The 24,814-nt window shown below is 71.2% G+C and carries 22 protein-coding genes; 6 read left to right on the top strand and 16 right to left on the bottom strand.

Annotated elements, in window-relative coordinates; all coding sequences use genetic code 11:
• Positions 1-552: 552 nt before the first annotated feature.
• Both ACFWXO_RS16505 and ACFWXO_RS16500 read left to right on the top strand, forming a co-directional pair.
• Positions 553-1,935 carry a Tat pathway signal protein gene (locus ACFWXO_RS16505; RefSeq protein ID WP_380524635.1) on the top strand — a complete coding sequence of 461 codons (1,383 nt, stop codon included), beginning with the start codon at positions 553-555 and terminating at the stop codon, positions 1,933-1,935.
• Between the two features lie 87 nt (positions 1,936-2,022).
• A complete protein-coding gene (locus tag ACFWXO_RS16500) occupies positions 2,023-2,688 on the top strand; it encodes a DUF402 domain-containing protein (protein ID WP_380524634.1) in 666 nt (221 codons plus the stop codon).
• Positions 2,689-2,822: 134 nt separating this feature from the next.
• Here the strand turns inward: ACFWXO_RS16500 and ACFWXO_RS16495 are convergent, their stop codons facing one another.
• The 3 genes from ACFWXO_RS16495 to ACFWXO_RS16485 all read right to left on the bottom strand — a co-directional run bounded on the left by ACFWXO_RS16495 (position 2,823) and on the right by ACFWXO_RS16485 (position 6,916).
• Positions 2,823-3,560: a phosphotransferase family protein gene (locus tag ACFWXO_RS16495; RefSeq protein WP_380524633.1), complete on the bottom strand. Its 738-nt coding sequence runs from the start codon at positions 3,558-3,560 to the stop codon at positions 2,823-2,825.
• Between the two features lie 440 nt (positions 3,561-4,000).
• Complete coding sequence (locus tag ACFWXO_RS16490) at positions 4,001-4,588, bottom strand: transcriptional regulator (RefSeq protein WP_380524632.1); 588 nt, start codon at positions 4,586-4,588, stop codon at positions 4,001-4,003.
• Positions 4,589-6,916 (bottom strand): DnaB-like helicase C-terminal domain-containing protein, encoded by a 2,328-nt coding sequence (locus ACFWXO_RS16485; RefSeq protein ID WP_380524631.1) that lies wholly within the window; start codon positions 6,914-6,916, stop codon positions 4,589-4,591. It lies immediately after the preceding gene.
• 243 nt (positions 6,917-7,159) lie between these two features.
• On the opposite strand from ACFWXO_RS16485, the gene ACFWXO_RS16480 reads away from it, so the two are divergent.
• On the top strand, positions 7,160-8,104 hold the full coding sequence (locus ACFWXO_RS16480; protein WP_380524630.1) for a hypothetical protein: 945 nt from the start codon (positions 7,160-7,162) through the stop codon (positions 8,102-8,104).
• A 119-nt stretch (positions 8,105-8,223) separates the two neighbouring features.
• Here the strand turns inward: ACFWXO_RS16480 and ACFWXO_RS16475 are convergent, their stop codons facing one another.
• Positions 8,224-9,096, bottom strand: a complete 873-nt coding sequence (locus tag ACFWXO_RS16475; protein WP_380524629.1) for a hypothetical protein — start codon at positions 9,094-9,096, stop codon at positions 8,224-8,226.
• A gap of 101 nt (positions 9,097-9,197) precedes the next feature.
• A complete protein-coding gene (locus ACFWXO_RS16470) occupies positions 9,198-9,500 on the bottom strand; it encodes a hypothetical protein (protein ID WP_380524628.1) in 303 nt (100 codons plus the stop codon).
• 400 nt (positions 9,501-9,900) lie between these two features.
• Here ACFWXO_RS16470 and ACFWXO_RS16465 point away from each other — a divergent pair, with 400 nt between their 5' ends.
• On the top strand, positions 9,901-10,359 hold the full coding sequence (locus ACFWXO_RS16465) for a hypothetical protein (protein ID WP_380524627.1): 459 nt from the start codon (positions 9,901-9,903) through the stop codon (positions 10,357-10,359).
• Between the two features lie 66 nt (positions 10,360-10,425).
• Here the strand turns inward: ACFWXO_RS16465 and lexA are convergent, their stop codons facing one another.
• The 6 genes from lexA to ACFWXO_RS16435 form a co-directional block, all read right to left on the bottom strand.
• Complete coding sequence (gene lexA / locus ACFWXO_RS16460) at positions 10,426-11,088, bottom strand: transcriptional repressor LexA (protein ID WP_380524626.1); 663 nt, start codon at positions 11,086-11,088, stop codon at positions 10,426-10,428.
• Positions 11,089-11,199: 111 nt separating this feature from the next.
• Positions 11,200-14,481, bottom strand: coding sequence for an error-prone DNA polymerase (locus ACFWXO_RS16455; RefSeq protein ID WP_380524624.1), 3,282 nt, complete (start codon positions 14,479-14,481; stop codon positions 11,200-11,202).
• Between the two features lie 84 nt (positions 14,482-14,565).
• Positions 14,566-16,110, bottom strand: coding sequence for a DNA polymerase Y family protein (locus tag ACFWXO_RS16450; RefSeq protein ID WP_380524623.1), 1,545 nt, complete (start codon positions 16,108-16,110; stop codon positions 14,566-14,568).
• Positions 16,107-16,781 carry a hypothetical protein gene (locus tag ACFWXO_RS16445; RefSeq protein ID WP_380524622.1) on the bottom strand — a complete coding sequence of 225 codons (675 nt, stop codon included), beginning with the start codon at positions 16,779-16,781 and terminating at the stop codon, positions 16,107-16,109. The genes ACFWXO_RS16450 and ACFWXO_RS16445 overlap by 4 nt, the downstream gene beginning before the upstream one ends.
• Before the next feature lie 95 nt (positions 16,782-16,876).
• Positions 16,877-17,653 (bottom strand): hypothetical protein, encoded by a 777-nt coding sequence (locus tag ACFWXO_RS16440; protein WP_380524621.1) that lies wholly within the window; start codon positions 17,651-17,653, stop codon positions 16,877-16,879.
• Between the two features lie 710 nt (positions 17,654-18,363).
• Entirely contained in the window at positions 18,364-18,618 is a 255-nt protein-coding gene (locus ACFWXO_RS16435; RefSeq protein ID WP_380524620.1) for a hypothetical protein, read from the bottom strand.
• A 243-nt stretch (positions 18,619-18,861) separates the two neighbouring features.
• On the opposite strand from ACFWXO_RS16435, the gene ACFWXO_RS16430 reads away from it, so the two are divergent.
• Entirely contained in the window at positions 18,862-19,332 is a 471-nt protein-coding gene (locus ACFWXO_RS16430) for a hypothetical protein (protein WP_380524618.1), read from the top strand.
• Complete coding sequence (locus ACFWXO_RS16425; protein WP_380524617.1) at positions 19,329-19,958, top strand: hypothetical protein; 630 nt, start codon at positions 19,329-19,331, stop codon at positions 19,956-19,958. Before ACFWXO_RS16430 ends, ACFWXO_RS16425 begins: the two co-directional genes overlap by 4 nt.
• Before the next feature lie 33 nt (positions 19,959-19,991).
• Here the strand turns inward: ACFWXO_RS16425 and ACFWXO_RS16420 are convergent, their stop codons facing one another.
• From ACFWXO_RS16420 to ACFWXO_RS16400, 5 genes are all read right to left on the bottom strand, one after another.
• Positions 19,992-20,969, bottom strand: a complete 978-nt coding sequence (locus tag ACFWXO_RS16420; RefSeq protein ID WP_380524616.1) for a hypothetical protein — start codon at positions 20,967-20,969, stop codon at positions 19,992-19,994.
• A gap of 953 nt (positions 20,970-21,922) precedes the next feature.
• On the bottom strand, positions 21,923-22,237 hold the full coding sequence (locus ACFWXO_RS16415) for a hypothetical protein (RefSeq protein ID WP_380524615.1): 315 nt from the start codon (positions 22,235-22,237) through the stop codon (positions 21,923-21,925).
• Positions 22,238-22,493: 256 nt separating this feature from the next.
• On the bottom strand, positions 22,494-23,684 hold the full coding sequence (locus tag ACFWXO_RS16410) for a hypothetical protein (RefSeq protein WP_380524614.1): 1,191 nt from the start codon (positions 23,682-23,684) through the stop codon (positions 22,494-22,496).
• On the bottom strand, positions 23,681-24,388 hold the full coding sequence (locus tag ACFWXO_RS16405) for a hypothetical protein (protein WP_380524613.1): 708 nt from the start codon (positions 24,386-24,388) through the stop codon (positions 23,681-23,683). Before ACFWXO_RS16405 ends, ACFWXO_RS16410 begins: the two co-directional genes overlap by 4 nt.
• A 34-nt stretch (positions 24,389-24,422) precedes the next feature.
• A complete protein-coding gene (locus ACFWXO_RS16400) occupies positions 24,423-24,665 on the bottom strand; it encodes a hypothetical protein (protein WP_380524612.1) in 243 nt (80 codons plus the stop codon).
• Positions 24,666-24,814: the final 149 nt, after the last annotated feature.

Genomic DNA, 24,814 nt, shown 5'->3' with positions numbered 1-24,814 from the left:
GCGTACGACAGGAGAGTCGGCCCGCTGATGAGCGGGATGGCACAAGGCCTCGGAATCGGCGGGGTTCCGGGCGGGCCGATCGACAGGCCGCCCCGGCGCCGCAGAACTGATCCAGAGGTAGAGAGGTATGACGGAGGCTCACCTGGCGAGGTGTACCTGTCCGGTGGGGTGGTCCCAGTGAACCGCGCCCCTGCCGCCGGGCGGTACTCCGGTGCAGCGGCGGCCCTGTTCATCCTGTTCATGATCGTCAGGGTGTGCGGTTGGGCACCGGACCTGGCTTAGGACGGCCCGGCGGTCCCCCGCGACCCGGTGCTGCCCTCCAGGGCCGCCGCAGGCCACCTGATCGCCCCTCTGCGGATTCTCGACACTGGCTGAGGTCGCATCTACGCGATCCTTCAACTGCCCCTCCTCCGTGCCCGGCGTGCGGTGCGCACGTGCCGCGGTTGGGCATCCAGATTCGTCCTCCGGGCAGATCGCGATCCAGTACCGTGGGGGTCGCGAACCGTGGCGAATAAGTCACTGAGTGTGCGAAACGGTTGGGGTGGGCATCGAATGGCACACGGCACCGGCAACCACGAACTTCAGGTCCTCATCCAGGCCAGCGGTCTGCCCAACCGGGAGATCGCCCGCAGGGTGAACAGCACAGCCCACCGCGCCGGCCACCGGCAGGTCGCCACGGACGCCACCCGGGTACGGCGCTGGATGGAAGGGGAACAGCCGAGGCCACCCATTCCTGAGACCCTTGCCAGCGTCCTGTCCGACGCCCTGGGCTTTCCCCTGACAGCCCGTGAACTCGGACTAGTGCCCTCCGGTGTCCGCCTGGATACGATCCAACTGCCACTGCTGACCGAGCCGGCGGCGGAGACCCTGGCCGGATGGACCCGGATGGACCTGCTGATGCTCGACCGCCGCGAAACCCTGAAGCTCGCCGTCGGAGCCCCGCTGATCGCCGCAGCCAGCCACCTCCTCGGCGGCAGCGCGCGCACCCTGAACCGCAACCAGGCCGGCTTCACCGACGACTCGACCTCCGCCCTCGAGGCCGCCGTCGTGGCCTTCACCCAGCTGGAAAGCACCCACGGCGGCGCCCTCCACCGCGTGGCCGTGGTCGGCCAGCTCAGCGAAGTCGCCCGCCGCATTCGCCAAGGCGTGCCGAAGACCCTGCGCCCTCGCGTCTTCGCCGCCACCGCCGACCTCGCCGCCCTCGCCGGCTGGATCTCCCACGACACCGGCCGCTACGCCACCGCCCAGCGCTACTGGTCCTACGCCATCTACGCCGCAGGTGAAGCCGCCACTCCAGGCCGCGGAGCCGAGATCGTCACCCGCATGTCCCACCAGATGATCTACCTCGGCCGCTTCGACGACGCCCTGGCCCTCCTGGAGCTCGCCGCCCAGCGGGCCGACCGCGATGGCCAACTCCGAGTCCAAGCCCTCGTGCACTCCCAGACCGGCCGGGTCCACGCCGCCCTGGGCCAGCCGGACCGCGCCGCACGGCACCTCGACCGCGCCGACGAACTGCTCGACCAGAGCGACGGCGCCGCACCGCCGTGGCTGGCCTACTTCGACGCCGCCGAGCACGCGGGAGCCCGCGCCGTCAGCGCTCGGGACCTCACCCACCTTGGGCACCGAGGCCACGTCGCCAGCGTGCACTTCCACACGGCCCTGCGCCTTCGCGCCCCCGGGTACGATCGCGTTCGGGCCATGGACCAGATCGGGCTCGCCGCAGCACTCCTAGACGAGGGCGAGCCCGAACAGGCCGCTGCGGTCGGACAACGCGCCCTGGACCTGGCTGGCATGCACTCCACTCTGGTCGCCTCGCGCCTCAACACCCTGCTGGCAGCCGCGCAGCACTACAACACCGCCGACGTCACCCAGCTCGCGGGACGGACCGCCGACCTCGCAGCCCGCGCACCCATCCCCTCCCCGCTCGCAGCCTGATCCCGCCCAGCGCCGACACCATGAGCCCATCGGCGGAGCGCCAAAGGCACACCGCCGAGGAACCGCGAGACCACAGTAGGGACCCCGATGGCCATTGCCGCCCCCCGGTTCGAACCCGGCACCACCGCCGTCCGCCGCGACGTCCTCAACGGGCGCGTGTGGTCAGCCCAGCCGTACCGCACGCTCAGCGACGACGGGTCCACCATCGAACTCGCCTACTGGCCCGGGGTCGAGAGCCTGGCGCCAATCACGTGGTCCACCGCCCTGCGAACCGGGGACGAGGAGACGCGCAAGCAGGGTCTCCACGACCTCGCGGCCGGCCAATGGGAACTCGCCCCCTGGCCGTGGCGAGGCACCGTGCTGCGCTCCCACTTCACAGGCGGCGAGTACTTCAGCGTTCACTACTTCCAGGATCCCGATACTGGCACCCCGCTGCGGCTCTACGTGAACTTCGAGATGCCCTACACCCGAACGTCGCTCGGAATCGACACCTTCGACCTCTTCGTGGACCTGGTAGTGGAGCCCGACCTGTCGAAGTACTACTGGAAGGACACCGACGAGTACGCCCAAGGCCGGCGCCTCGGCCTCGTCGACGACAGCCAGCACAAACAGGTCGAAGCCGCCCGCGAGCGTGTGCTTGTACTCCTGCAGGAGCAGACCGCACCGTTCACCGGCGTGTGGCCCCGGTGGTCCCCCGACCCGGCCTGGCCCAATCCACAGCTCCCGGCGGGGGCCGACCAGCTATCCCGCTAGGCGGCCCACGTCATCAGGGCTGCGCAGCAGCCCGGCGTCCGAGGCGTTGGGCTGAAAATAGTTGGGATCCGGGGGCACGGCGCGCCCCCGATCCGGTCCTCGATCCGCTCATTGCGTGATCACGACAGGCCAGCTCAGGCAAGCGCCGCCTCGAACACCGACCGGTTCGCGGCAGTGAACGCGAACTCCCTGCGGCTCCACTCGATCCGCGTGGCCAGCACCTCGGACTCGGCGGGTGCGGAATCGGGAGAGGCCATGACCTCGGCCCAGAATCGGGCGTTGCGCGCCTGCCTCTCAAGGATCGCGTCGACGACGGCACCACGCTCCGGCCCGTGGAGACCATAGGCATCAGCAAGGACCCTGACCTGCTCCGCCTGCCGCTCCACCGGGACGGTGCACTTCGACGCGATGCACCAGGTCCACGCGGCGTAGCCGAAATCCTCCAGAGGCGAGCCAGGAGCCGCGGTGTCGAAGTCGATCCACGCGGCGGGCAAACCATCGACGAAGACGGCGTTGTTCGGTCCGACATCGTGGTGACACACCACCGGTGAGCGGCCAGCCAGCTCACTGCCCCGAGTCGCATCGTGCATGGCCCGCAGCAGCGCGCCGGCCGCAGCTACCTGGTTGTCCTCCCATACTTGGAAACGGGCCGGAACTTCACCAGGGATAAAGCTGAGAATATCCATTCCGCCGGCCTGTCCGAGATACCGCGGGGCGCCGTCGAAATGCTGCTTCTCGAAAACCTCCAGGAGGGCGGCGACGAAATTCGAGGAATCTGACACCGGCCTGCGCACGGAATCATCGACGCGAACGACACCCGCGGTCATACGCCCGCCGGTAAGCGCGATAGCACCACCAGGCGCATCAGCCATTTCTACTGCTCCCGAATCAGTCAAATTTACCGGTCATATGCTAGGGCGCTAGGCTCATGATACCCAAGCGATGCTATGCGAGTGCTCGCGCTGGGTAGGGCCGCGGGGCGACCAACTCAATGCATGGATCGCCTACCGCACCACCAATATCTTTTGGGACCTTCCATCAGCGGCAAGGTGGACCGCGTTTAAGGATCCGTTCACCCAAACTCGTAGAGCGAATTCGTCCGGACCACGACCGGCTGGCCGTCGGGCCGAGGTCATCGACACCACCCACCTCAACCCGGCACAGGTTGCCGGGCAGGTCCTCAAGGTCATCGGCGGGCTGTGACCCACCAGCCCGCGGTCGCAGTCGGGCCGGCCCAGGATCTGCCGGTCTGCTGGGCTCGGCACGCCCCGCTGCCCGCCGACAAATGGGTCAGCGGGCAGCGAGAAAAGTGTCAGTCGGTGGCGGCGTTAAAGCCGACACTGTCCACGTAGCTGTAGGCGTCCCAGTCGGATCCGAGGTCGGTGATGATATCGTCCCAGATTCCGTCCAGGGCTTCCTCGTCGCCCTCCACCCACGCGTCCACCATGTCGTCCCAGATGTCTCCGAAGAGGCTCACCTGCCGGTGGGCGATCTCCCGGCTGCGGCCCTTCTGGACATGACTCTGGTCCACGGGGTGGATCTCGACGGTCCGGCTACGGCCCTCGTTGCGCAGCCGGGCCTTAAGGGACGGGGCGGCGTTGCGGCGCCGAAGGTCCCAGTACGCCGAGTCGATCCGTGCGAGGTCCGCCTTGCGCGGGGTCGTCTTCTTCTCGAACCACCCCTCGATCGTCTTGTCCTTGACCGTGACACCTGCCTTGCGCAGGGCGTCCATGCCGCCCTTGCGGTTGAGCAGGTAGTTGAGCCGCGCACCGAGCCCCCGGGCGTTGGTGACCGGTGACACGGGCCCGGTGATCAGGTCGTCGAGCTGTCTGGCCAGCGCGAGCCACCCGGGGATCCCGTCGGCACCGTACTTGCCGAACTCCTCCCAGCGTCCTGCCATTTACTCACCTCCAATCATCTTGTTGTTCTTGGACTTGGTCTTCACCTCGGCCAGGCCTCGTCCCTCGGGGAACAGGAACGTGCCGGTCTGGGTCTTGACGGAGCGCCAGTCCCCGACCAGCCGAAGCTCGTCGGTGCCTTCGACCCCGACGACCTCAAGGCCGGCCTCATGGGCCTTGTACGCCTTCCACCAGAGGTTCGAGAAGGCCTGGGAGCGGATCAGGTGCATCCAATCCGGCCGACGCATCTTGGAGTTGGTGTTGGACTCGCCGATCGTCGAAACGAACTTTGAGTACATGGTCTTGACGTATTCCACCGTGATCTCGTCGCCGTCCTGGATCGCGTCCTGCCGGGCATCACGAAGGGCCACACGCAGGGTCTCCAGGAGGTTCTCGCTGGAGTAGGCGACCCAGGACTCGTGGATCTGCGGTACGTCGCACAGGTCGAGCTTGGAGACACGAAGCAGCAGCCGGAGCGTGGCGGTGGTGATCCAGTACGGCCCGGCCTCCTTCCGGTCCCCAAGGGGGTTCGGCAGGTGCGGGTGGTCCCAGGCGGGCGGGGTGATGAGAACGACGCCGTCGGTCTTCCGGTCATAGCTGCCGGTCGGGTTGTGCTGGAGCTTGCCGATCGGGAGGTGGCACTTGAAGGCGGACAGGTAGGCGCCGTTGATGTCGAGCGCCTCGGCGAGCCGCGGCAGGCCGGTGCGCACGAAGGGGCTGACCCACTTCGGCCGGGCTTCCCAGATGTCGTCCGGACCGTTGCGGCTCTTCTTCTTCAGGATGTCCAGGCCCGGAGGGAACGCGGTGTGGTCGTAGCGGGAGCCGACCCGCGACCTGGCGAAGAGCTCCATGACGTTGGGGATGGCGCGCTTCTTGAGGGCAGCCTCGATGGCGTCCACGTCGCCGCCGTGCTTCTCGGAGGCTTCCAGGACCCACTGCCGGATCATCATGCGCAGTTCCTCTGCGCTGGACGATCCGATCTCGCGCTCGGACAGCTCCGGGACATCAGTGTCGACTTGCTGCTCCGCGGTCTGGGCCGGTTCCGTGCCGACGGCGGGCTCCACCGGTGCAGGGCGCAGCTCAGCCCGGTCCGAGACCGCGACGGGCACGGCGGGCTGTGGTGTCGGGGTCACGGGATCGGCGTGCTGCGGAGTCTGCGGAGCGGGCTGGGGCTGCGCGGCGACACCAGCGGGCTCTGCGGAGGCGATCGCGGCGATGTCCGGCTGCTCGGCGGCTGGGCCGCTGGCTGGCCGGTCGAGCAAGCGGGCGCGGGAGCCGTCGAGGTGTAGCGGCACGGCCGTCTGCACGCCCAGGTCTGCCTCCGTGATGTGCAGCTCGACGGCGGTCCCTGCGCGGGTGAGGGCGAGGACGAGGTCGGCGCCCAACGCGAGCGCGGCACTGTGGTCCGGGGAGTCGAGCGCGGCGAGGATCGGGATCTGGTGCTGCTGGGCGAGGTGGGCGAGATCGCGGACAGCTGCGGGGACATTGGCGCCGGACAGCGGGCGGTGAGGGTGCGGTTCGGACTGGAGGCGGTCCACGATGACCATGCGGATCTCGCTGCCAGCGGATTGGAGCACCTCGGCGATGGCTGCTGCGTCAAGGCCCGTACCGTCGTCGATCAGCAGGGGCGCTGCTCTCAGCTGCGCGGCGAAGGCGGCGACCTGCTGCTGCTCGGCGGGGGTCAGCGTGCCGGCGCGCAGCCGCTGGTAGTCGACGTCCGCGCGGGACGCGATGAGGCGAAGGGTGACGTCGGACCGCGTCGGCCCTGATGCCGCGTACAGGACGCTGGTGCCCGCGTCGAGGGACGCGGTAGCGGCGGCGGACAGGGCGAGAAGGCTGGTGCCGCTTCCCGGAGCGCCGACGACGAGCGTGAGGCGGCCCGGGCGCAGCACGGCGGCTGCCTGGTCGATGCCGGGGATGCCGATGGCGATCTGCTGGCGGCGCTGGTCGAGGAGGGCGGCGACGCCGTCGCCGACGGCGGCCAGCACCCTTGAGGTGGCGGGCCGGGCGGGGGCGTGGGCCGAGATCAGAAGGGCAACCGGTTTGCCATTGCGGGTGATGACGGACGGCTGGCCGGCCGCGGAGGTGACCAGCGCGGAGAGCTTCTCGCGGGTGTCCCGGACGCCGAAGCGCGGCCACCCGCCCAGGTCGGTACCGGGGACGATCCCAACGATCTTGGCGCAGTGCGTGTCGAATCGGATCGTCGTGGAGTTCCCGTTCTGGGCCGCGTTGATGAGCGTGGGCAGAGTCTTCCGGGCGTCCTCGACTCCGATCGCATCCGGTGCGTCGTCTGCCGAGGGCGTGGGGCTCTGGCCGCTGCTGGAACGCATGGCAGACCTCCTTATTGTGTCGGACTCACCTTACACCATGCCTTACATATCTGCCGAAGCTTGTAAGGTTCTAGACCTTGATGGCGCCTCTGTACACTGGTTTTCGGATTTTTGCGCGCTGGAGACTGTAAGGGGTGGCCTGGCGATCTGCGGTCGGAACAGCCGAACTGGCCCGGCCTGCGCCCTTGAACCGCTAGCCTGCTGCCGCATCGGGCACTCGACCGCCGATCGCGAAGGACGGGCATGCTGGAGCTCTGGAACCGGGGACGGGAGCTGCGCGCCCTACGCGCCCTCGATGCCGCCACCGCGCTGCTCACGGAGGGCGTTGGCGAAGCCGGGATGGCCGTGCTGCAGCGTCTGCTCGCCACCGTCTTCGAGTGCGGAACCGGCGGCGCCAGTGCGGCCGTCGAACTCGCGAGGGCGGGGGACGCCCTCATCGGCCTCCCTTTGGACACCGGGCAGACCGAGGTCGCCGCTCGGGCCTGGCTCGCGGAGGCGCACCGGCAGCGCACCCTGGAGCGGGCCCAGGAGACCAGCACTGATCCGGTGCAGGCTGAAGAGGAGTTGCTTAAGCACCCGGCCTGGGCGCTCCACCAGCTCGACCCGCTGGCGCGGCGCATCCGGCTCGTGCATGCCTCCACCGGCCGTGCCGCCACTGAGGTGTCCCGGGCCGCCGGCCTTGAAGGGCATCTCCTTGCGCGATGGAGCCGGGGAGCGACCCGTCCGGATGCCAAGCAGCGCCGTGCCCTGGCCCGCGCGCTCGGCCTCGCCCCAGGTTGGCTCGGAGTGCAGCGTGACACGATCCCGGACATCGTGCTGTACCAGGCCGATGGAGGTTGCCCTTGTGGGGTCGGTGTTGCTCGATTCGCCGCGAGCGCGCTCGACGAGCGACCGCTCAAGGCGGCCTGGGGCCGGTTGGGCCTTTACTGCACAGGCTGTGGCCAGCCCTACCTGGTCGAGCCCGACGGTCGGTTCCATCCGGTGCCCGCCATTGGCACCGGGCGCTTCGTCCACCAGTTCGGGGCCCTGGCCGAGGGGGTCAAGCCGGACGGCGTCCTTGGGCTTGAGCTGAGCCAGCCCTGGCCGCTCGCCCACTGGTACTCCCCCGCCGGTCTCAACCGCCGTGGCACGCTGCGGGTTCCCGAGGCGTACCGATCCCCACCATCGGCGGCGGCAGAAGCGGACTGACTGACCTCTCGGGGTCGTGACCGTAAGACTGCGCCCGTCAGTGGACCCGCGCTGTCCTCGCCGCCAGGAGCCGGACACGGTTCGGCCGGGATGTTGGCGCGGGCGGTGGATCCGGCGTTCTACCCGGCGTCCGGCGCTGCGGTCGAAGCGGGCACTTCCGCTGGCAGGCCGTCGCCGTTGGCGCCGGTCAGGTCCTCTACGACGTCGAGGTCGAGCGCGCCGGCGACGTCCTGGAGGTGCTTCCATTGCTCCTGGTCCAATCCGAGAGCTGGATCGTAGGAGGCTCGTAGGATCGCGGCGGCCGCGACGGCGGGTGCCATGACAGCCAGCGCGTTGTGCAGGGCCTCCGCCCGCGCCTGCATCGGGTGTTCGTCGCCGCCCTGGTAGTAGAGGGCGATCTCAAAGGACTCGCTCCCTCGTGCCAGCACCCTCTGGTATGCGTGGCGGTCGAGCGCGTTGGTGTCGTCGTTCCCGAGGACGAAGCGGGGGCGGGCTGCGGAGAGCCCGCGGGCGTCGCCCGCCTCTGTCGCGATGCTGCCGGTCCGGGCGGCGTCTTCGAGGTCGGCGGCGAGCGCCTGCAGCTCGCGCGGTAGATCGCCGAGCACCGTACCGGGTAGGGCGGCCGCGATCGCACACACCGCGACCAGGGGCAGGCGCTCGCCCGGTGCAAGGTCGGGGGCGGAGCCGGCGGTGAGGTTGCCGAGTAGGACGTCTGCGGACAGTGCGTGTCGCAGTTGCTCGGTCAGGTGGCCGTCGCTGCCTGGGACGACTTCCCAGTGACTGGCCCGCTCGATAGCGTCCGCGGTGCGGCACAGAGCCTTGCCGTGAAGTTCGTCGTCCTGCCGGTCGGCAAGGGCACGGACCCAGGTGGCTGCGGCCTCGCCTGCCGTGCGGGCTCGGTGCAGCGCCGCAAGGACAGCGTCGTCGGGCTGGTCGATTGAGGGGACTCCGATGTGGCGGGGCGCTGGAGGGTTGGGCGGGATCTCGGTCACAGGGGATTCAACGGCCAAGTGTCCCAGTCCGTCACATACGCCTGTACCCTCCTGCGGCCCGAGGAAGCCCGTCCGCCTGCTGATCGGCCACGCGGCGTCGGTCAGGGCTTGGTGATGGAGTGCAGCGCCAAGTACTTGTCGGCGAGGGTTGTGTAGACCGCGTCGAGATCTTCTTCTTCCGCTTCGCACCAGCGGCGCAGCGCGCGTCTGAGGGAAGCGCGGGTCTCGGGCCCGCGCTTCGAGCCGGGGCGTAGCCCGGCCCGGACCTCTTCGCGGCCGGCGTCGACGTGTTTCTCCGGGACGATGGCGCGTTCCACCGTGAGGTCGATGGCGTACTCGTGGGGGTAGCGGAAGGCTTCGAAGGGCGGCCCGGGCAGATCGCGGATGGTGTCGATGATGGCCATGCGCTCACCCTGCCATGGCAGTTCGCTGCGACGGTGGAGGGCGGGGCAGGCTCACCGTCTTCTGCTCTGGGCGGGTGACTTCTTGATCGAGATCACTCGGCTATGGTCCTGGCGGCTGATGTTCTGGGCGGTTTCCACGGCCGGCTCATACAGCGTTGACCCGGCCGGAGGACGGTGAGGAGCGGGCCGCCCCACGGGGCGTCGCAGCTGATCTGCCCTGGTGGCACCCGCGAGAGTGCGCCGAGGCGCGGGGACCGGGAGCAGTTTCGCCGATCGGGCCAGGAGGGCGGCGTGCCGCGACGGCGGCGGTGTTGATCGGCCGGGATACCGGGGCTGCCCGCCGGCATTCGGATCCGCGATACGGTGAGCCGCCAGCGGGCAGGGTTGCGGGAGGATGCGGGTGTCGGACGAGGACCTGATGGACAAGCTGCGGACGCGGATGTACGAGGAGTTCTTCAAGCACCCGTTTCTTCCCTGGCAGTTCGACCCCACCGAGAGCATGGACACCTACGCGCTGCTCGGCATCCATTTCGATGTGATGTACACAAATAAGGATATGCTGGACCAGTTCGGGCTGATCGCCGTGGAGATTCCCGACGGCTGGCGCAAGGTCCGCGGCGCTCCTGGAACCTTCGCCTTTCAGCTCGTCGACGGCGAAGGAACAGCGGTCGTCGAAGGCCGGGTGCACGCCGGACCGTTTGAGTACCGGCAGTCCAAGAACGCGGTCCACATGCGGCTCACCGCGGAAGGCCGGCGGTTGGCTAAGGAGCGCTGGGCGCAGCTGTCGTGGTGGCGGCGTCGGCGGATCACCCGAGACGGCGGGCCGTGGCATGAGGGGTTCGAAGCCCGCGTCGGGTAACTGCACCGTCCCGGGAACGTGCTGCCCGCCGCCGCGGGTCCGTCCTGAGGGTCCGGCTCACGCGGGTCACAGGCTGCGGAGTACCGCCACGACCTTGCCCAGGATGGTCGCGTTGTCGCCGTTGATCGGCTTGTAGGCCGGGTTGTGCGGCATCAGCCAGATGCGGCCGTCCTCGCGCTTGAGCCGCTTGACGGTGGCCTCGCCGTCGATCATCGCCGCCACGATGTCACCGTTCTCAGCGACTGCTTGACGGCGTACGGTCACGTAGTCGCCGTCAAGAAGGCCGGCTCCCACCATGGAGTCCCCGGTCACGGTAAGAGCGAAGAGCTCGCCTTCGCCGACGATGCGCCGGGGCAGCTCGAAGAGGTCCTCGGCGCTCTGATCGGCCAGGACCGGCTGGCCGGCGGCGATCCGGCCGAGCAACGGCACGCTCACCCCGGTTGCGGCGGGCATGACGCTCGGTGCCGCGGCGGGCAGGCGGTAGGCGCGGGGCCGGTGCGGATCCTGCTCGATGTGCCCGAGGCCCTGGAGCCGGCGCAGCTGGTGGCTGACGGAGCTGGTGCTGGACAGGCCGACGGCCTTGCCAATCTCCCGCATGGCCGGCGGGTAGCCGTGTTCCTCGAGGAACGACTCGGTGAACTCGATGATGGCTCGCTGGCGGTCGGTGAGACCGTCTCCGCCGACGACTCGGCTGCGGCTGCGATCGGTGGCAGTGCTGAGGTCGGCCATGGCGCGCCCTTTCGCGTGACCTTGGACGTGGACTGTAACCCGTGGCGCCGACAGAGCGCAGCGGGTTTGTGGCGGTGACCTGCACCGTTGATGCGCCGCAGGGTTGGTCGTTCATCGGAAGTCGCGGGAGTCCGCACCGGGTGCGAGCGTGAGGGGGACGAGGCGGGTGGCGACCAGGTTGGCCGCGCCGTCGCGGCGCTCGACCGTGCCGTAGACCAGCAGGCCCGCGCTCTGGAGGGCGGTCTTGCGGCTGCGTTCGAGGACGTGTGGCTGGACGACGATGTTGATCAGGCCGGTCTCGTCCTCCAGGGACAGGAAGAGCACGCCGCCGGCCGTCGGCGGGCGCTGGCGGTGGGTCACCAGACCACCGACGGCGACGAGCTGGTTGCCGGCGGTCTGCTTGAACATCGCGGCGGTCAGAGCACCGCACCGGTCCAGGTGCGGGCGGGCGTGCTGGACGGGGTGGGCGTTGGCGGAGCTGCCGGTGGCCCACAAATCTGCGATGGTCTCCTCAATGGCGGTCAGCGGCGCGAGGTCGGGCGCCGTCAGCGCGGGCGCGGTTCCAGGAAGCATTCCGGCGTCGGTGCGGGCGAGCAGGCCGGCGGACCAGAGGGCCTGGCGCCGGTTCAGCCCGAGGCTGCGGAACGCGCCTGCGGTGGCGAGTGCTTCCAGGACGGGTTCGGACAGTCCCGTGCGCCGGGCGAAGTCGTCCAGGTCCGCGTAGGGCTGGCCTGCCGCGACCGCTTCGGCCTGCTCGTCGCCCATGCCGCGTACGGAGGCCAGACCGAGCCGGATCGCGACCTGCACGCCGGGGTCCGCTGTACCTGCGTTACCGGCTGGGGCCAGCGGTTCAAGGGTGGGCTGGGCGCTGCTGTGGTTGATGTCGACGGGCAGGACGGTGACGCCGCGGCGGCGGACGTCCTGGATCAGGGTGAGCGGGGAGTAGAAGCCCATCGGCTGGTTGGCCAGCAGGGCGCAGGTGAAGGCCGCGGGGTAGTGGTACTTGAGCCAGGCGCTCGCGTACACCAGCAGGGCGAAGCTGGCCGCGTGACTCTCGGGGAAGCCGTAATTCGAAAATGCCTCGATTTTGACGTAAATGTCCTCGGCGACCTCGGGCGGGATGCCACGCTCGGCCATCCCGGCGAGCAGCCGCTCGCGCAGCTCGGCGACCCGCTCGTGCGAGCGCTTGGAGCCCATCGCCTGCCGCAGCCGGTCCGCCTCGGCGGGGGTGAACCCCGCGCAGTCGATTGCCAGTTGCATCATCTGCTCCTGAAAAAGCGGCACCCCCAGGGTCTTGGCCAGAGCGCGCTCCATCAGCGGGTGCGCGATCACCGCCCTCTCGCGGCCGTTGCGGCGGGCGATGTAGGGGTGCACGGAGCCGCCTTGGATCGGGCCGGGCCGGATCAGGGCTACCTGCACCACCAGGTCGTAGAACGTCCGCGGGCGCAGGCGGGGCAGCGCCGAGGCTTGCGCTCTCGACTCGACCTGGAACGTCCCGACGACGTCCGCCCGGCAGAGCATCTCGTATACGTCCGGGTCATCCGGCGGGATAGTGGCGAGGTCGAGTCGGCGCCCGTGGTGCTCGGCGATCAGGTCGCAGGCGTCGTGCAGGGCGGACAGCATGCCAAGGCCGAGAAGGTCGATTTTCACGAGGCCCGGGACGGAGGCGACCGATTCCTTGTCCCACTGGAGCACGCTGCGTCCGGGCATCGTGGCCCACTCGGTCGGGCAAGTCTCGCTGATCGGCCGCCTGGTCAGCACCATGCCGCCCGAGTGGATGCCCAGGTGGCGCGGCAGGCCGAGCAGCTGGCCGGCGAGCTCGCGCACGTCCGCCGGCACCGGGCCGTCAGGCGGCGGCATCTCCCAGCCCACCTCCCGCGCGTACCGGTCCAGGTCGCCCACCGGGTGGCCGAGCGCCCGGCCGGCGTCCCGCACCGCCAGCTTCGGGCGGTAGGTGATCACGTTCGCCACCTGCGCGGCGTGGGCACGGCCGTAGCGCTCGTAGACGTACTGGATCACTTCCTCCCGGCGGCGGCTCTCGATGTCCAGGTCGATGTCCGGCGGGCCGTCGCGCTCCGGCGACAGGAAGCGCTCGAAGAGGAGGTCGAAGCGGATCGGGTCGACCGCGGTGATGCCCAGTGCGTAGCAGACCGCCGAGTTCGCGGCTGACCCGCGGCCCTGGCACCAGATTCCGATCGCCCTGGCGTGGTCGACGATGTCGTGGACGATCAGGAAGTAGCCAGCCATGTCGAGCTGTTCGATCACGCGCAGCTCGTAGTCGATCTGCTGGTGGGCGCGCCCGTTGTCGTGCCCGAACCGGTCAGCGGCGGCGCGGTGGGTCAGCTCGCGCAGCCAGCTGGCCTCGGTGTGGCCCTCCGGCACGGGGAACCCCGGCAGCTGGGGGCGGATATCGCGGAAGTCGAAGGCGAGCTCCCGTCCCAGGTCAACGGTGGCCTCCTGGACGCCCGGCCACGGCGCGAGGCGGGCAGCCATCTCCGCCGGGGAGCGCAGGTACGCGGTGCCCGCAGCGGCCAGGTAGGGCTCCGCGTCCGCCAGCGACCGGTTCTGGCGCAGCGCGGCGAGGGTCTGGGCGAGGCGCAGTTGGACCGGGGAGGCGTGGTGGGCGGCGGTGGTGGCGACTGTGGTGAGGCCGGTGCGGGCGGCGAGGGCGGCCAGGGTGTCGTTGCGCTCGTCGTCGCCCGGCATCTGGTGGTCGGTCAGCTCGACGAAGATGTTGCCGGGCCCGTAGCGGTCGGCCAGCTCCCGCAGCGCCCGTTCGGCGGCCGCTTCTCCCCCGTCTTCCAGGGCCCGGCGCACCGCGCCCTTGCGGCAGCCGGTCAGCACGGCCCAGTGGCCGCCGTGCACGTTCGCCAGGGCGTCCCGGTCATAGCTCGGCCGGCGCTTGGCGGCGCCGGCCAGGTGCGCGTCGCCAATCACCTTGGCCAAGCGGCGGTAGCCCTCCGCGCCACGGGCCAGGACCAGCAGGTGCTCGCCGTCCTGGTCGGCCACACCGGTCGGGGCCATGCCCGCGTCCAGCGTCAGCTCGGCGCCGAACACAGTACGGATGCTGGCGCGCCGGGCCTCGGCGGCCAGCACCGCGGCGGCGTAGAGGCCGTCATGGTCGGTGACGGCCAGCGTCTCGATACCCAGCCGGGCGGCTTCGTTGACCAGGTCGGAGGGATCGCTGGCGCCATCGAGGAAGCTGTACGAGGAGTGGACGTGCAGCTCGGCCCAACCGGTCCCGGCCGGCTCCAGGAGCGGTGACGTGCGCGACGGCTCGGGGCCGGTCCGGGCCGGGAACGGCACAACGGTCCGGTCCTGTGGCGGCATGCCGCCCGCAAGCTGGCGGTGCAGCTCACGCCACGGGGTCTCACGGTTGCTGTCGAACGGCACGGGTGGTCCTGGTGGTACTCGAAGATCGAAGCGGGGCCGCCCCCGGGGAAGGGCCGGAAGACGGCGCGGCACGCGAAAGGTCAGTCAGCTGTCGTAGGCGCCCTCGAGGCGCCAGCGGCCGCCCTCGACGGCCAGCAGTAAAGCGCCGCCGTCAGCGACGGTGACCTGCATGCGGGCCACGCGGGAACCGTCGTCGGCCCACCACCGTTCGGTGGCCGGCCACGGCCCGGCCCAGCCGCTCACCGCCAGCTCACGCCCGTCGGTGACCAACCACGCCGGGGCGGACACCAGCTCGGCTCGCGCGGTGACCGCCACCTCGCAGCCCTCGGCGTCCCGCAGCCGCACCGCCTGCACAGCAGTCGGCACCCGCACCGGCGACGGGGCCGGCAGACGCCCGGGCCACGGACCCTCGGCCCGCTGCTCCTGATGCGCGTCTCCCCACGGAGTGCGGACCACCTGGTCCCCCGGCCCGCGCCCGCCGGCCAGCTGCGCCGTCACCACCGCGGTGTGCCCGAGGATGGCCTGCACCCGGGCGGCGGCACGCTCCATCCGCTCCAGCGACTCCCTGTCACCGTCCAGCAGCGACAACTGCCGCCCCGGATCCGCGAACAGCCCGTCCGGGACCAGGCGCAGCGCCACGACTCCGCCGGCCCGTTCGTCGAACCGCCGCTGGTGCTGCCAGGCCTGGAGCTGCCAGCGCACCCGCTCGGCCACCGCAGCCGCGGACAGTACGCCCTCATGGCGCCACGTGCGTGAGGCCTCGCTCCGGTCGGCGCACTCCACCTCCACGGCGAACCGCTCGCAGCCAAGGCCTGCGGCGGCCAGGCCCGCGTGCATCCGCTCGGCCAGCCCCAGCGCCGCGAACACCATGGGCTCCGCCACGGTATACGCGGTCTCGAAGCGGATCTCTGCGACCAGGTCCGCCCCGGCCGGACGGGCGACTACCGGCCGCGCCTCCAGGCCGCGCGCGAGTCGGTGCGCTGCCACTCCCACGGCGCCGAACCGGTCCGACACCGCGGCGCCGGGCAGCGCCGCGAAGCGGCCTACGGTCTCGAGGCCAAGCCGCACCAGCAGATCGGCCAGCCGCGGCGGCGCGACCTCGCCCACCGGGAACCGCGCGAGGAACGCCGCGCTGCCACCCGGGGGCACCACGAGCTGCGCCCGGGCGGCGAGCTGGGCGGCGACCAGGCCATCGGCTACCCCGATGCGGCACTCGACCCCCGCGCTTTCGACCGCGTCATAGAGCCGCTCCACCAGCGCCTCCTCGCCGCCGTGGAACCGTGCCGCCCCCCGGGCCGGGACCGCGCAGATCCCGGGCCGCAGCACCTCCAGATGCGCGGCCAGTGCGCCAACCGCCTCGGCGACCTGCTCGAACAGCCGGGCCTCGTCGTCCGGTGCCCGGTCGTGGATCTCCAGACCGTCCATCAGGGCCTGCGCGGAGCGGATTTTCATCCCCCGGCGCACGCCCGCGGCCCGGGCGGTCTCGGAGGCCGCCAGCACCCGGCCGCCCTCCACCACCGCCACCAGCCGCCCCTCGGCATCGCCGCCGGCGCCGAGCGCGGCGGTCACCGGCCAGTCCGGGCAGAAGACCACCACCGACCTCGTCGCCGCAACCTCGGAGCCGGTCATCTCGCGACCGCCAGCTGCGCGCGTCCCGCCCGGGCACCGGGCAGGCGCTCCGCCGGGGCGTCCAGACAGACCCGGCCGTCGGCATCCGGGAGCCACAGACCCACCTGGCGCCCCCGGGCGGCGGCACCGCGGCCGCCGACCTCGACCACCACCCGCTGGCCGCGCAGCCGCCCCCGCCCCATCCCGACGCCGGTCCACTGGCGAGCGGAGACCTGGAGCTGCACCTGCGGCGAGGGCCACGGGCCGTCGACCACCAGCGCGCAGCCGTGGCGGCGAGCCAGCGCGGTGAGCCGGGCAGCGCTGCGGTCGCTGACCGGTCGGCCGGGGCGCAGCAGCAACACCCCGGCCGCGTCCGCGTAGGCAGCGGCCGCGTCCTCGAAATGCTCGCCGGGCCGTTCCACCAGGTGGAGGCGGTCGAGTGCGACGCCGATCTCTGCGGCGGCCACCAGACCAAGCCCCTCACAGCCGATGGCCGCGCACCACGTGCCGGCCGTCGTGGCCGCCGCGAGAAGCGCCAAGGCCAGCGCCGTGCTGCCGCCCACCCGCACCGCCGTGCCCGGGCGCAGCCCGCGGTCCGGGAGCAGATCCTGCAGGGCAGGCAGGACCGGCACCGCGGGTGTCGGCCGGGGCGGCTGGAGCTGGGCCGCCAGGGCGCTGATCGTCGTCTCCACACCCCCAGAATCGAACGTGCGACCTATCGAAAGCAAGTTCGAATTCGGTGTGTCGCGGCCCCGTCACCCATTCGATTCAGCGACGAACGTGCAGCTCACGGCACCAAAGGCGCGCCGACGCCCTCCTTGGCACGCGGCGGCCGACCGTTCGCACCGGCCGCCGGGCCAGCATCGGCCCCTGCACGGGGCTGCCGGAGCTCCACGAGCTGCGGGCCGAGTTCGGGGTCGGCGGCGGCCGCCACGACCAGCGCCAGCGCCGTCTCCACCCCGCCCAGGTCCTCCAGCACTGCGGCACGCCGCGGAGGCAGCGAGACGGTCACCACAACCGGCGGAAGGACCAGATCGTCGAGCCGATCCAGATCGCTCCGCAGGACAGCGAGCCTGCTGATCGCGCGCTCACCGTCCTCGTCGCCGTAGGCCTCGACGAACTGGGCCGCAAGCCCGTCCGACAGGCCGAGCAGACAGCGACCGACCCCGGTGAGAGCGAGGATCAGGGCGGCCGCCGACTCCCGAACCTTGTCATCGAGCCGGACGGGCACCAAGGCCTGGAGCAGCGGGCCGACGACATCGGCGATCGCATCGGCGTCGTCCCCCACCTGGTCCGCAAGAGCATGGCCGGGAGTCGCGGTAGCATCCGCGGTCGCGATCAGGCCGTAGGTGATCGACAGGCGCTCGGCCAACGGTCCGGTGGCGGTGGCAACCCGCCCGATGGCCTTCAGGACCCGGTCGGCAGAGCGCTGGCCATCCCGACCGGTCGCTGACTCCCGCCAGTTCTGCACTGCCGTGCACGCCTGCGCCCCGGCAATCCGGGTGGAGTCGTCGCGCAGGGCGCGGATCTCTTCGGCGAGGCGATCGAGGGTGTTCTGGTCCAAGGCCGCCTCCGGCTGGGGGATGGGTTCTCCCGATCCTGGCACAGCCTGACGACCTGTCATATTCAATCGGCGAAGAACGCGATTAGGCAGCGGGTCCTGTGCTAAGGCACGGAACGGGCATCGCCGGTGGGCGCAGCTGCCAGGTTTGAAAAACGCACAGCATGACGATTCCCGCAGGTCAGCGGCGTGTTCTTCGGAGCTTGTACACAGTTGTTCACTCGATGGCCAAACGGCCGAGGTGTACACCATGCTGGGGGTTCCACCTCGTCCTGATCCGGACCTGGGAGCCGTGCAGCACGTCCTGTTGGCGCAGGGGCACGGGCGGGGTCGGCGGCTGGGCCGCCGGCCCCTGAACTTGTCCGGGCGGCGACGAACTAACGGCTCACCGGTTGCCAGAGTTCGCGTGGGCGGGCGCCCCACGTCGATGCTGCGCCATGTGCCGCAGCCGGGGGTGTGGGCTGCGGAATCCGGCCTCATGCTGTTCTGGGGCGGCCGTGAACCCCCGAGCGCGGCCGGCCCCTTCTCGCGTCGCGGCGGGCGTAGGTCTTGGAGCGCCCCCCGGTGCTGCCCGGATTGTGCGTCTCGGGTCCGGCGGGCGCCTGGGTCAGACTATCTGACCAGGCTGAGCGGTCCCGGAGGACCGAGTCGGCATGCCGGAGCGGGTGCCGGGATCTGCCCCCGGGTAGGCCTATCGGTCTCGGCGGGAGGGGTCATCGTGTTCGGCTGGGGGTGGTGGCGGCCTCCTCCGGATCCATCCCGTCTTGCTTCACTCGCCGTACCAGGGTGTTGTAGCTGACCTTGCAGTCGGGGTTTTGGGCGAGCCGCGCGAGGGTGAGCTCCTGTCCGAACACTTGGTACAGCTCGGCGGTCCGCCCACGCCGCTTCGGGGTCGGCACTTCCGGGCGTTCCACCGGTGGCTCCTCGGACTCATCCCAGTCGGCGGCTTGCGCCAGGACGAGTTCCACCGTCTGCACCGCGTACGCGAAGTCCCGCGCCCTGCGGCCGGTGACTCGCGCGATGTAGTCCGTGGTCCGGCGCCGCGCGAGGGTGACCAGCTCCTCGCTGCGGTCGCCGAGCAGCTTCGGGGCGCAACAGCAGGATCGCCAGCGCCCACACCGAGCCCCAACCCCGGGCGGCTTCGGGGCATCCTGCCCCATAGAGCGGGAAGCAACTTCCCGGATCAGCCTATCTGTGGGAAGTTACTTCCCATGAGGTTGCGGATCCATCACCGCTGCGGACACATCGCCACGGCCAACATCACAGGCCCCGGCGCCACCCGGGAGGATCGCGCCACATGGCTGGCGACGCAGGTGTGCCCGTACTGCGCCCGCCAGCAGCGCGTGGCGCAGTACGACGCCGCCAACCAAGCAGCCACCGCGAGGGCGCACGCTGCGGGCTGGCCTCCGCTCACCGGCACGCCCAAGCAGACCGCCTGGGCCGAGACCATCCGTGCCGGCGCTCTCGACGCGATGTCCGAGCGCCTCCACAACGGGTTGCCCGCCTGCGCCGCGGCGCAGGCGCTCTTCCTGTGGTCCGCTGCCGCCCTGCGCGAGACCCGGGCCGAGTGGTGGATCGATCACCAGGCCGGGATCCTGCGCGCGATCAACACCTACACCCTGACCGCACACGAGCGGTCCGCCATCAACAGCATCACCAGCACCGCCGGAGGAGAGACATGACGCGGCACCAAGAGGACCAGGAGTTCGAGGCCGAGGTGGAGCTGCTCCGCAGTTGCCACGACGCCTACGCCAACGCCCGCGCCCGGCTGAAGGCCGCGGGCACGCGGGCAGCCACCGCCGAGGTGATCCGACGCGCCGCGATCCGGGAGATGGGACAGACCCTGGCCGAGTACCGCACGGAACTCGCAACCCTCCAGGACGGCACGGGTGGCAGGGGCGGCGACTGGCACATCGACATGGAGGACGCCGCGGACCTCACCGGGGTGACCCGCCGCACCCTCTCCACCGCCGTGGGCGCTGCGGAGACGGAGACACCGACCAGCCGGGACTACCGCACCTGGTCGGACCGGGCACTGGCCGCCGACTGCCTGGCCTACGGACGCGCCAGCCACGAAGATCCGGTCCGGGAACTCTGGCTCCGCTACCCCGACCTGGCCGGACTCGGCGCGGCCGTGAAGACCCTCCAAGAGGCGGAGTTCAAGCAGTGGTCGAGCGAGAACCCCAGTTGGTTCACCATGACGGCTGATGACCTCGGCTCGGAGCCGAGCGCGGCGCTGCTGCTCCTTAGCTCGCTCTACCAGCAACGCCTCGAAGCGATTGCCGCTGGAAAGGCCACGGTGCTGTAGCCGAGCAAGGGGTTATGAACCTTCGGTCCGCGGTCAGCTGGGCGACGACTGGGGCGCTGGAGGGAGGGCAACGGCGGCGGCATCCCGCGCAGCGCCGAGAGCCTCCGCGTACGCCTCGGCCACGATCGCGGCGGATGCGGTCAGCACCTCAATCTCGGCAACGCCAGCCGGTACCGCCGTTTGTGCGAGCAGATCACGAACGGCCTCGCTGCGCGCCTCGACCCGTTCTGCCGCCGCCAGGTCGGCGGCGATCCGGTCAACTTCCCGCGCCTGGCGTGCGTACTCCTCCAGGGCGACGACCTGCGCCTCGATCCCGCTGACGACCCGGTCGAGCACCTCGCGCTCGTCGGCCAGCAGGTCGCCCATTGCCGAGTTCTTCGCGACAGCTGATTCACTGGCCGCCGCTACCTCGCTGTAGCGGTGCAGCGAGTCCGCGATCGTCCACAGCCGTTCCGGAAGCTGGACGGCGTTGTCGGCGCCGAGGCCCCCGAGGTCGTCCCGGTGCAGCCGGGACTGGAGGATCGCTGCGGCCGCATGCTGCGCCCGGGCCAGCAGCCCGGCGGCGTCGTCGGTGAGCCAGCACGGGTGGATGTAGTGCCCGCGGGCCTTTTCCAGCGCCTGGTCGAGGTAGCGGTTCTCCGTCCAGGTGACGAAGACCGCCATGCCCGTAACGGCCACTGCCCCGGCGGACACCGTCTCCCCCATGACCTGGAGCCAGTCGAGCCCGTCGCGGAGGAGCTTCTCGAGGTGGGCATCCGCTCCGGGAATGTCGGTCGGCGGGGTGCCGAAGCGCCCGAGAAGGAAGGCCGTCAGGGCTCCGGCTGCCGCCCAGGCTGCGGTCTTGAGGGAGGCCTTCATCACCTGGCCGGCCCCGGTGAACGAGGCGATGAGGCTACCGTTGGGTGCGAGCAGGTCGGGGTGCCGGGCGGCAAGTTCGGCGACCGCGTTCCGGGTCTCGGCCGGCAGGGCGGGATCGAAGACCGGCAATGCGTGCTTGTTCAGGTCGGCCATCGCCCGTCTTCTCTCGCCGCAGCAGTCACTCCGCCGCATCTTGCCCGCCGTTGCACAGATGGGTTCCGAGGTCGGGCGAGGGCTGCTGCTCGGCCCTCGCCCGACCTTTCGGGGCATGGTAGCGCCGCAGGCCGACGGCGATCAGCGTATTTCCGCAGCCCGGCCGCACAGGGGCGAGCCGATTCGTCGACGGCCCATCCACTGACACCGGAGGCCAGGACCGGTGAGGAAACACGCGGGAGATGCTCGCCAGCCCGGCGGTCGGCGACCGCAAGGCGGCCTCGGTCCGGGTACCTTGACGAACCGTGCGTACTTCTCCGCAGGGCGGCCTGGGCCGCCGGCTCGACCTCACCCCTCCTCCGGCGCGAAGGGAGCGTCCGGCCCGCCATCCCGGCCGGACAGCAGCCGAGCGGACCGCCGAGGCACCCGTCCCTCCCGACCTCCAGGTGGCGCTGGGACGGGCACGCCGCACAGAACGGGCAGTACGGCAGCGGGCCCAACGGCTCGTTCCAGGCGTCTTGTCCACCGAGCCGCTCAGGACCGGCTCGGGAGGGTGATGTGGCTGTGCTGCCGACGGAGATACTGGGCCAACAGCGCAGCGTGAGCGCTTCGCCGGGGGGACCTCGATCAGGCGGCACGGCGAGTGGTGGTAGGCCGCTGGGAGGCCAGATCTCGCGGAGCTCCGGGAGATCCGAGTCTCGGCGCGCTCGGCGGCGTCGCGCAGACGAGTGCCCTCGCGCTGGAGCGTCTCATCGGTCCCCTCCAGCAAGTCGCAGGGGTCGTGTGCGGGGCGGCATGACAATGGGCGCTGGACGCTGTAGTGGATCACCTTCCCGCCGAACCGCGCCGCAGAAACCGTCACGGCATGCCATCCGCTGGCGCGGCACTCGGTGCTGCGCGGCGCAGAATCGGCGTGGCCCGGCTGCAGGAGGTCAATGCGCGGCTCGGGACGGCTACGGTCGCCAGTCCGGGCTGAAACCCGGGTGTTCGGAGAACGCGGCAAAGGCCGTGCAGCGCAGGCTCCAACCCAGCGCCTCGTAGTGGCCGAACACTCCGTTGGCCGAGTCGCGTAGGGCGGCGGCCTCGAAGCCGTCGGCGAAGTGAGCGAGGATGCGCCCCACGGCGGCCAGCAGCGCGCGCTCCCGTTCTGTTGCAGTGTCGGCGCTCTCCGCGATCCGCTCCCGGAGGAACAGGATCAGCCTCCGGTCCCTGTCCAGTCGGCCCTCGGTCTGGATGATCTCGTGGAATCGCGTGTTGTCTGAGGTCACGTCATTGTCCTGTCGTAGAGACCGGGCAGAGGCGCTCCAGCCTATGCGCCGTGCTGACCCAGGTTGTCGGGGGAAGCATTGACCGGAATGGCCGGTGCCGCACGGTGGGTCACGTGACGATCCGCGGGCGACCATGCGTCGTTGGGGCGGCTGGAATGACCTGGTGCTCAGTTTGTCCGGCGACACCGGGAGCGGGTGCCGGCAGCTGGCTGCGTCGGCTACCGGTCCGCGCCCGGTAGCCGACGCAGTGCGTGGGTCAGGTCTTCTGGCACGCCCCGACGGCGGCGGCGATCGCGGCGGCGAGGGGCCAGTGCTCGGCTCCGGTCGGCGGCGGCTGGCGGTCGAGCAGGGCTCGGGTGGCCGCGGCGACGTGCCGGGGTGCCGCGTAGGTGTGGACGCCGAGCGGCTCGGTGGTGCGCAGGCCGGTGCCGTAGGTGATGGTCCAGCCGCTGTCCTGGTTCCAGTACAGGCGGACCTGGCCGGGCCAGCCGGCGAGGTGCGCGGTGTCGAGCCAGAAGCCGCCGTCGAGCCGGGCTCCGGAGGGCCGGCTCCACCAGCGAGCGGGTCGCAGGCCGACGTTGGTGAGCGCGCTGTCGACGAGTTCCATGTAGGGGTCGTGCGGCAGGTCGGCGCGCTCGGTGCGGTGCAGGTAGGGCACCGGCAGGGTGCCGCCGAGTCGGACGGCCAGGCCGTGGACCTCGTCGGCAAGAGCACGAAGGCGGGCCGTCGTGGAGGCCGGCACGCCGGTCCGGATGTGCCCGGCGGCGGTCGCGGTGCTGAGCTGCGTGAGCTCCTGGAGCAGCCGGGCGAGGTCGTTGTGGAGGTCGACGTCGCTGACGGGCCGGTCCCACAGCGGTGTGATCGGCTCGTTGACGGCGGCGAGCATGTCGTGGACGGCCATGTCCCACAGAGCGTCATCGAGAGCGTGGTGCAGGCGGCCAGGATGGTCCGGCAGGTGGTCGCGAAGGCCGACCTTGAGGGTCTCCGTCTCCAGGTCCGTGAAGGTGTCCGGGAGGCCGAACGGGAAGGCGTCCCAGTCGTTGCCCCACAGCTGGTGGATCCGCCCGATGTCCTGGGAACCCTTCCAGGCGGCCAGGCGCGGCCGTCCGCGCTCGGCGACGTCGGCGATGAACGCTGCAATGTCGGCACGGATCCGGTCCGGCGACTGTACGTCGGGGTGGGTGAGGTCGAGGGTGCGCCCGTCGTCGGCCAGCGGGAGCAGCGGCCAGACGTGGTCGCGGAAGAAGGCGTTGCGCTCGTCGCCGAAAACCGCGGCGGTGTCAAGGTCGGCGTTCACGGCGTAGTACTGGTGGCCGGCGCGGTCGACCAGCGCGATCGCGGCCAGCCCGCGGGTGGTGGGGTCGCTGGGCAGGAACTCCGTGTCGCTGTAGAACCAGCTGGCGGACCGCGGGTCGAGGAAGCCGTGCGGCTGGGCGGGCGTAGTCATCGTGCCTCCGAAGTGAGGTGGTGGGTGGTCCGGTCGTCCGGCCTACGGCTTGCCGGGGCGCCAGGACCCGGGGTGAGGTGCTTGAGTTCGGGGGCGTGCCGCCAGCCGGCGGGCGCCGTGCCCAGGGCGGTGCCGGCGTGGCAGGAGGCCTGGGCGGTGTACCAGGCGCCGGGCTGGGGGTCGGCGCCCGACGCGGCCAGGATCAGGGCGGCGTCGACAGGGACGGTCCGAGTTTCCGGGCACCAGGCGTCCAGGGCGACGTGGGCGGTCGCTGCGGTGCGGGCGATGACCAGCGCGCTGGTCGGAGCCCGAACGCCCGCGCGGGTCCAGGCAGCGGGCGGCTCGGGGCACGAGCGCCAGCCGTGTGGATCCACGGCCGGGGCGGCGGCCGCGTCGAGGAAGGCCCGGCAGAGCAGCACCGTGCCGGGCTCCAGTTCCCGGGTGCCGAGTTCGAGCAGAAGCTCGTCGTAGGGCACGGGAACGCTGCGGGTGCTGCTCCAGGCCGGCAGCAGCAGGTGAGCGGTTGCCCGTCCGGGGCCGGCCGCGATCACCTCGGCCGTCGTGGTCAAGGCCAGGTGGGCGTGCGGAGCGCGGGCTCGGCGCCGCTGCAGAAGGCTCTGGAAGGCGGCCACGACTTGCCGGTCGCCGTCGGGCGGGGCGGACAGGTCGTCGAGCCCGGTCGCGTACCGGGGGCGTTGGGACATGCTGGTGACTCCTGGGGTAGGGGTGGTGTCGGGCCTAGCGGCGTCGCGGCTTGGCGGCGCGGGCGGTGGCCGGCCGCGGGCGGCCGATGTGGTGCCCGGCGCAGAAGGGGCAGCGGTACGGTGCGCGCGGGTGCGCCCACGGCTCGCGGGCGTTGAGCGAGTCGGCGGCGCGGGCCGCCTCATCACGGCACGGGTAGCGGCGCTTGCTCCCACAGGCCTTGCCTCGCGAAGTGCGGCGCCGGTCGGCGGCGCCGCAACCGGTACGGCGGACGGACATGGCTCTCCTCTTCCTTCCTGGGAACGAGCCGGCTCGCGGCCGGTCCCGGATGCAGCGGTGGGGGGGGGGGGGGGGGGGCGCGCGGGGGGGGGGGGCGCGCGCGGGCGCGGGGGGGGGGGGGCGGGGCCGCGGCCCCAGCCCGCGCCCGC

The organism is Kitasatospora sp. NPDC059088, from assembly GCF_042738155.1.
Taxonomy (GTDB): domain Bacteria; phylum Actinomycetota; class Actinomycetes; order Streptomycetales; family Streptomycetaceae; genus Kitasatospora.
The sequence above is the reverse complement of the archived record's forward strand: the minus strand, read 5'-3'. Positions and strand labels throughout refer to the sequence as shown.

Bases quoted from the DNA above. Each gene is read 5' to 3' on its own strand.
- ACFWXO_RS16505 (WP_380524635.1), top strand. From the start codon at position 553: ATGGCACACGGCACCGGCAACCACGAACTTCAGGTCCTCATCCAGGCC.
- ACFWXO_RS16500 (WP_380524634.1), top strand. From the start codon at position 2,023: ATGGCCATTGCCGCCCCCCGGTTCGAACCCGGCACCACCGCCGTCCGC.
- ACFWXO_RS16495 (WP_380524633.1), bottom strand. From the start codon at position 3,560: ATGGCTGATGCGCCTGGTGGTGCTATCGCGCTTACCGGCGGGCGTATG.
- ACFWXO_RS16490 (WP_380524632.1), bottom strand. From the start codon at position 4,588: ATGGCAGGACGCTGGGAGGAGTTCGGCAAGTACGGTGCCGACGGGATC.
- ACFWXO_RS16485 (WP_380524631.1), bottom strand. From the start codon at position 6,916: ATGCGTTCCAGCAGCGGCCAGAGCCCCACGCCCTCGGCAGACGACGCA.
- ACFWXO_RS16480 (WP_380524630.1), top strand. From the start codon at position 7,160: ATGCTGGAGCTCTGGAACCGGGGACGGGAGCTGCGCGCCCTACGCGCC.
- ACFWXO_RS16470 (WP_380524628.1), bottom strand. From the start codon at position 9,500: ATGGCCATCATCGACACCATCCGCGATCTGCCCGGGCCGCCCTTCGAA.
- lexA (WP_380524626.1), bottom strand. From the start codon at position 11,088: ATGGCCGACCTCAGCACTGCCACCGATCGCAGCCGCAGCCGAGTCGTC.
- ACFWXO_RS16450 (WP_380524623.1), bottom strand. From the start codon at position 16,110: ATGACCGGCTCCGAGGTTGCGGCGACGAGGTCGGTGGTGGTCTTCTGC.
- ACFWXO_RS16430 (WP_380524618.1), top strand. From the start codon at position 18,862: ATGAGGTTGCGGATCCATCACCGCTGCGGACACATCGCCACGGCCAAC.
- ACFWXO_RS16425 (WP_380524617.1), top strand. From the start codon at position 19,329: ATGACGCGGCACCAAGAGGACCAGGAGTTCGAGGCCGAGGTGGAGCTG.
- ACFWXO_RS16420 (WP_380524616.1), bottom strand. From the start codon at position 20,969: ATGGCCGACCTGAACAAGCACGCATTGCCGGTCTTCGATCCCGCCCTG.
- ACFWXO_RS16410 (WP_380524614.1), bottom strand. From the start codon at position 23,684: ATGACTACGCCCGCCCAGCCGCACGGCTTCCTCGACCCGCGGTCCGCC.
- ACFWXO_RS16405 (WP_380524613.1), bottom strand. From the start codon at position 24,388: ATGTCCCAACGCCCCCGGTACGCGACCGGGCTCGACGACCTGTCCGCC.
- ACFWXO_RS16400 (WP_380524612.1), bottom strand. From the start codon at position 24,665: ATGTCCGTCCGCCGTACCGGTTGCGGCGCCGCCGACCGGCGCCGCACT.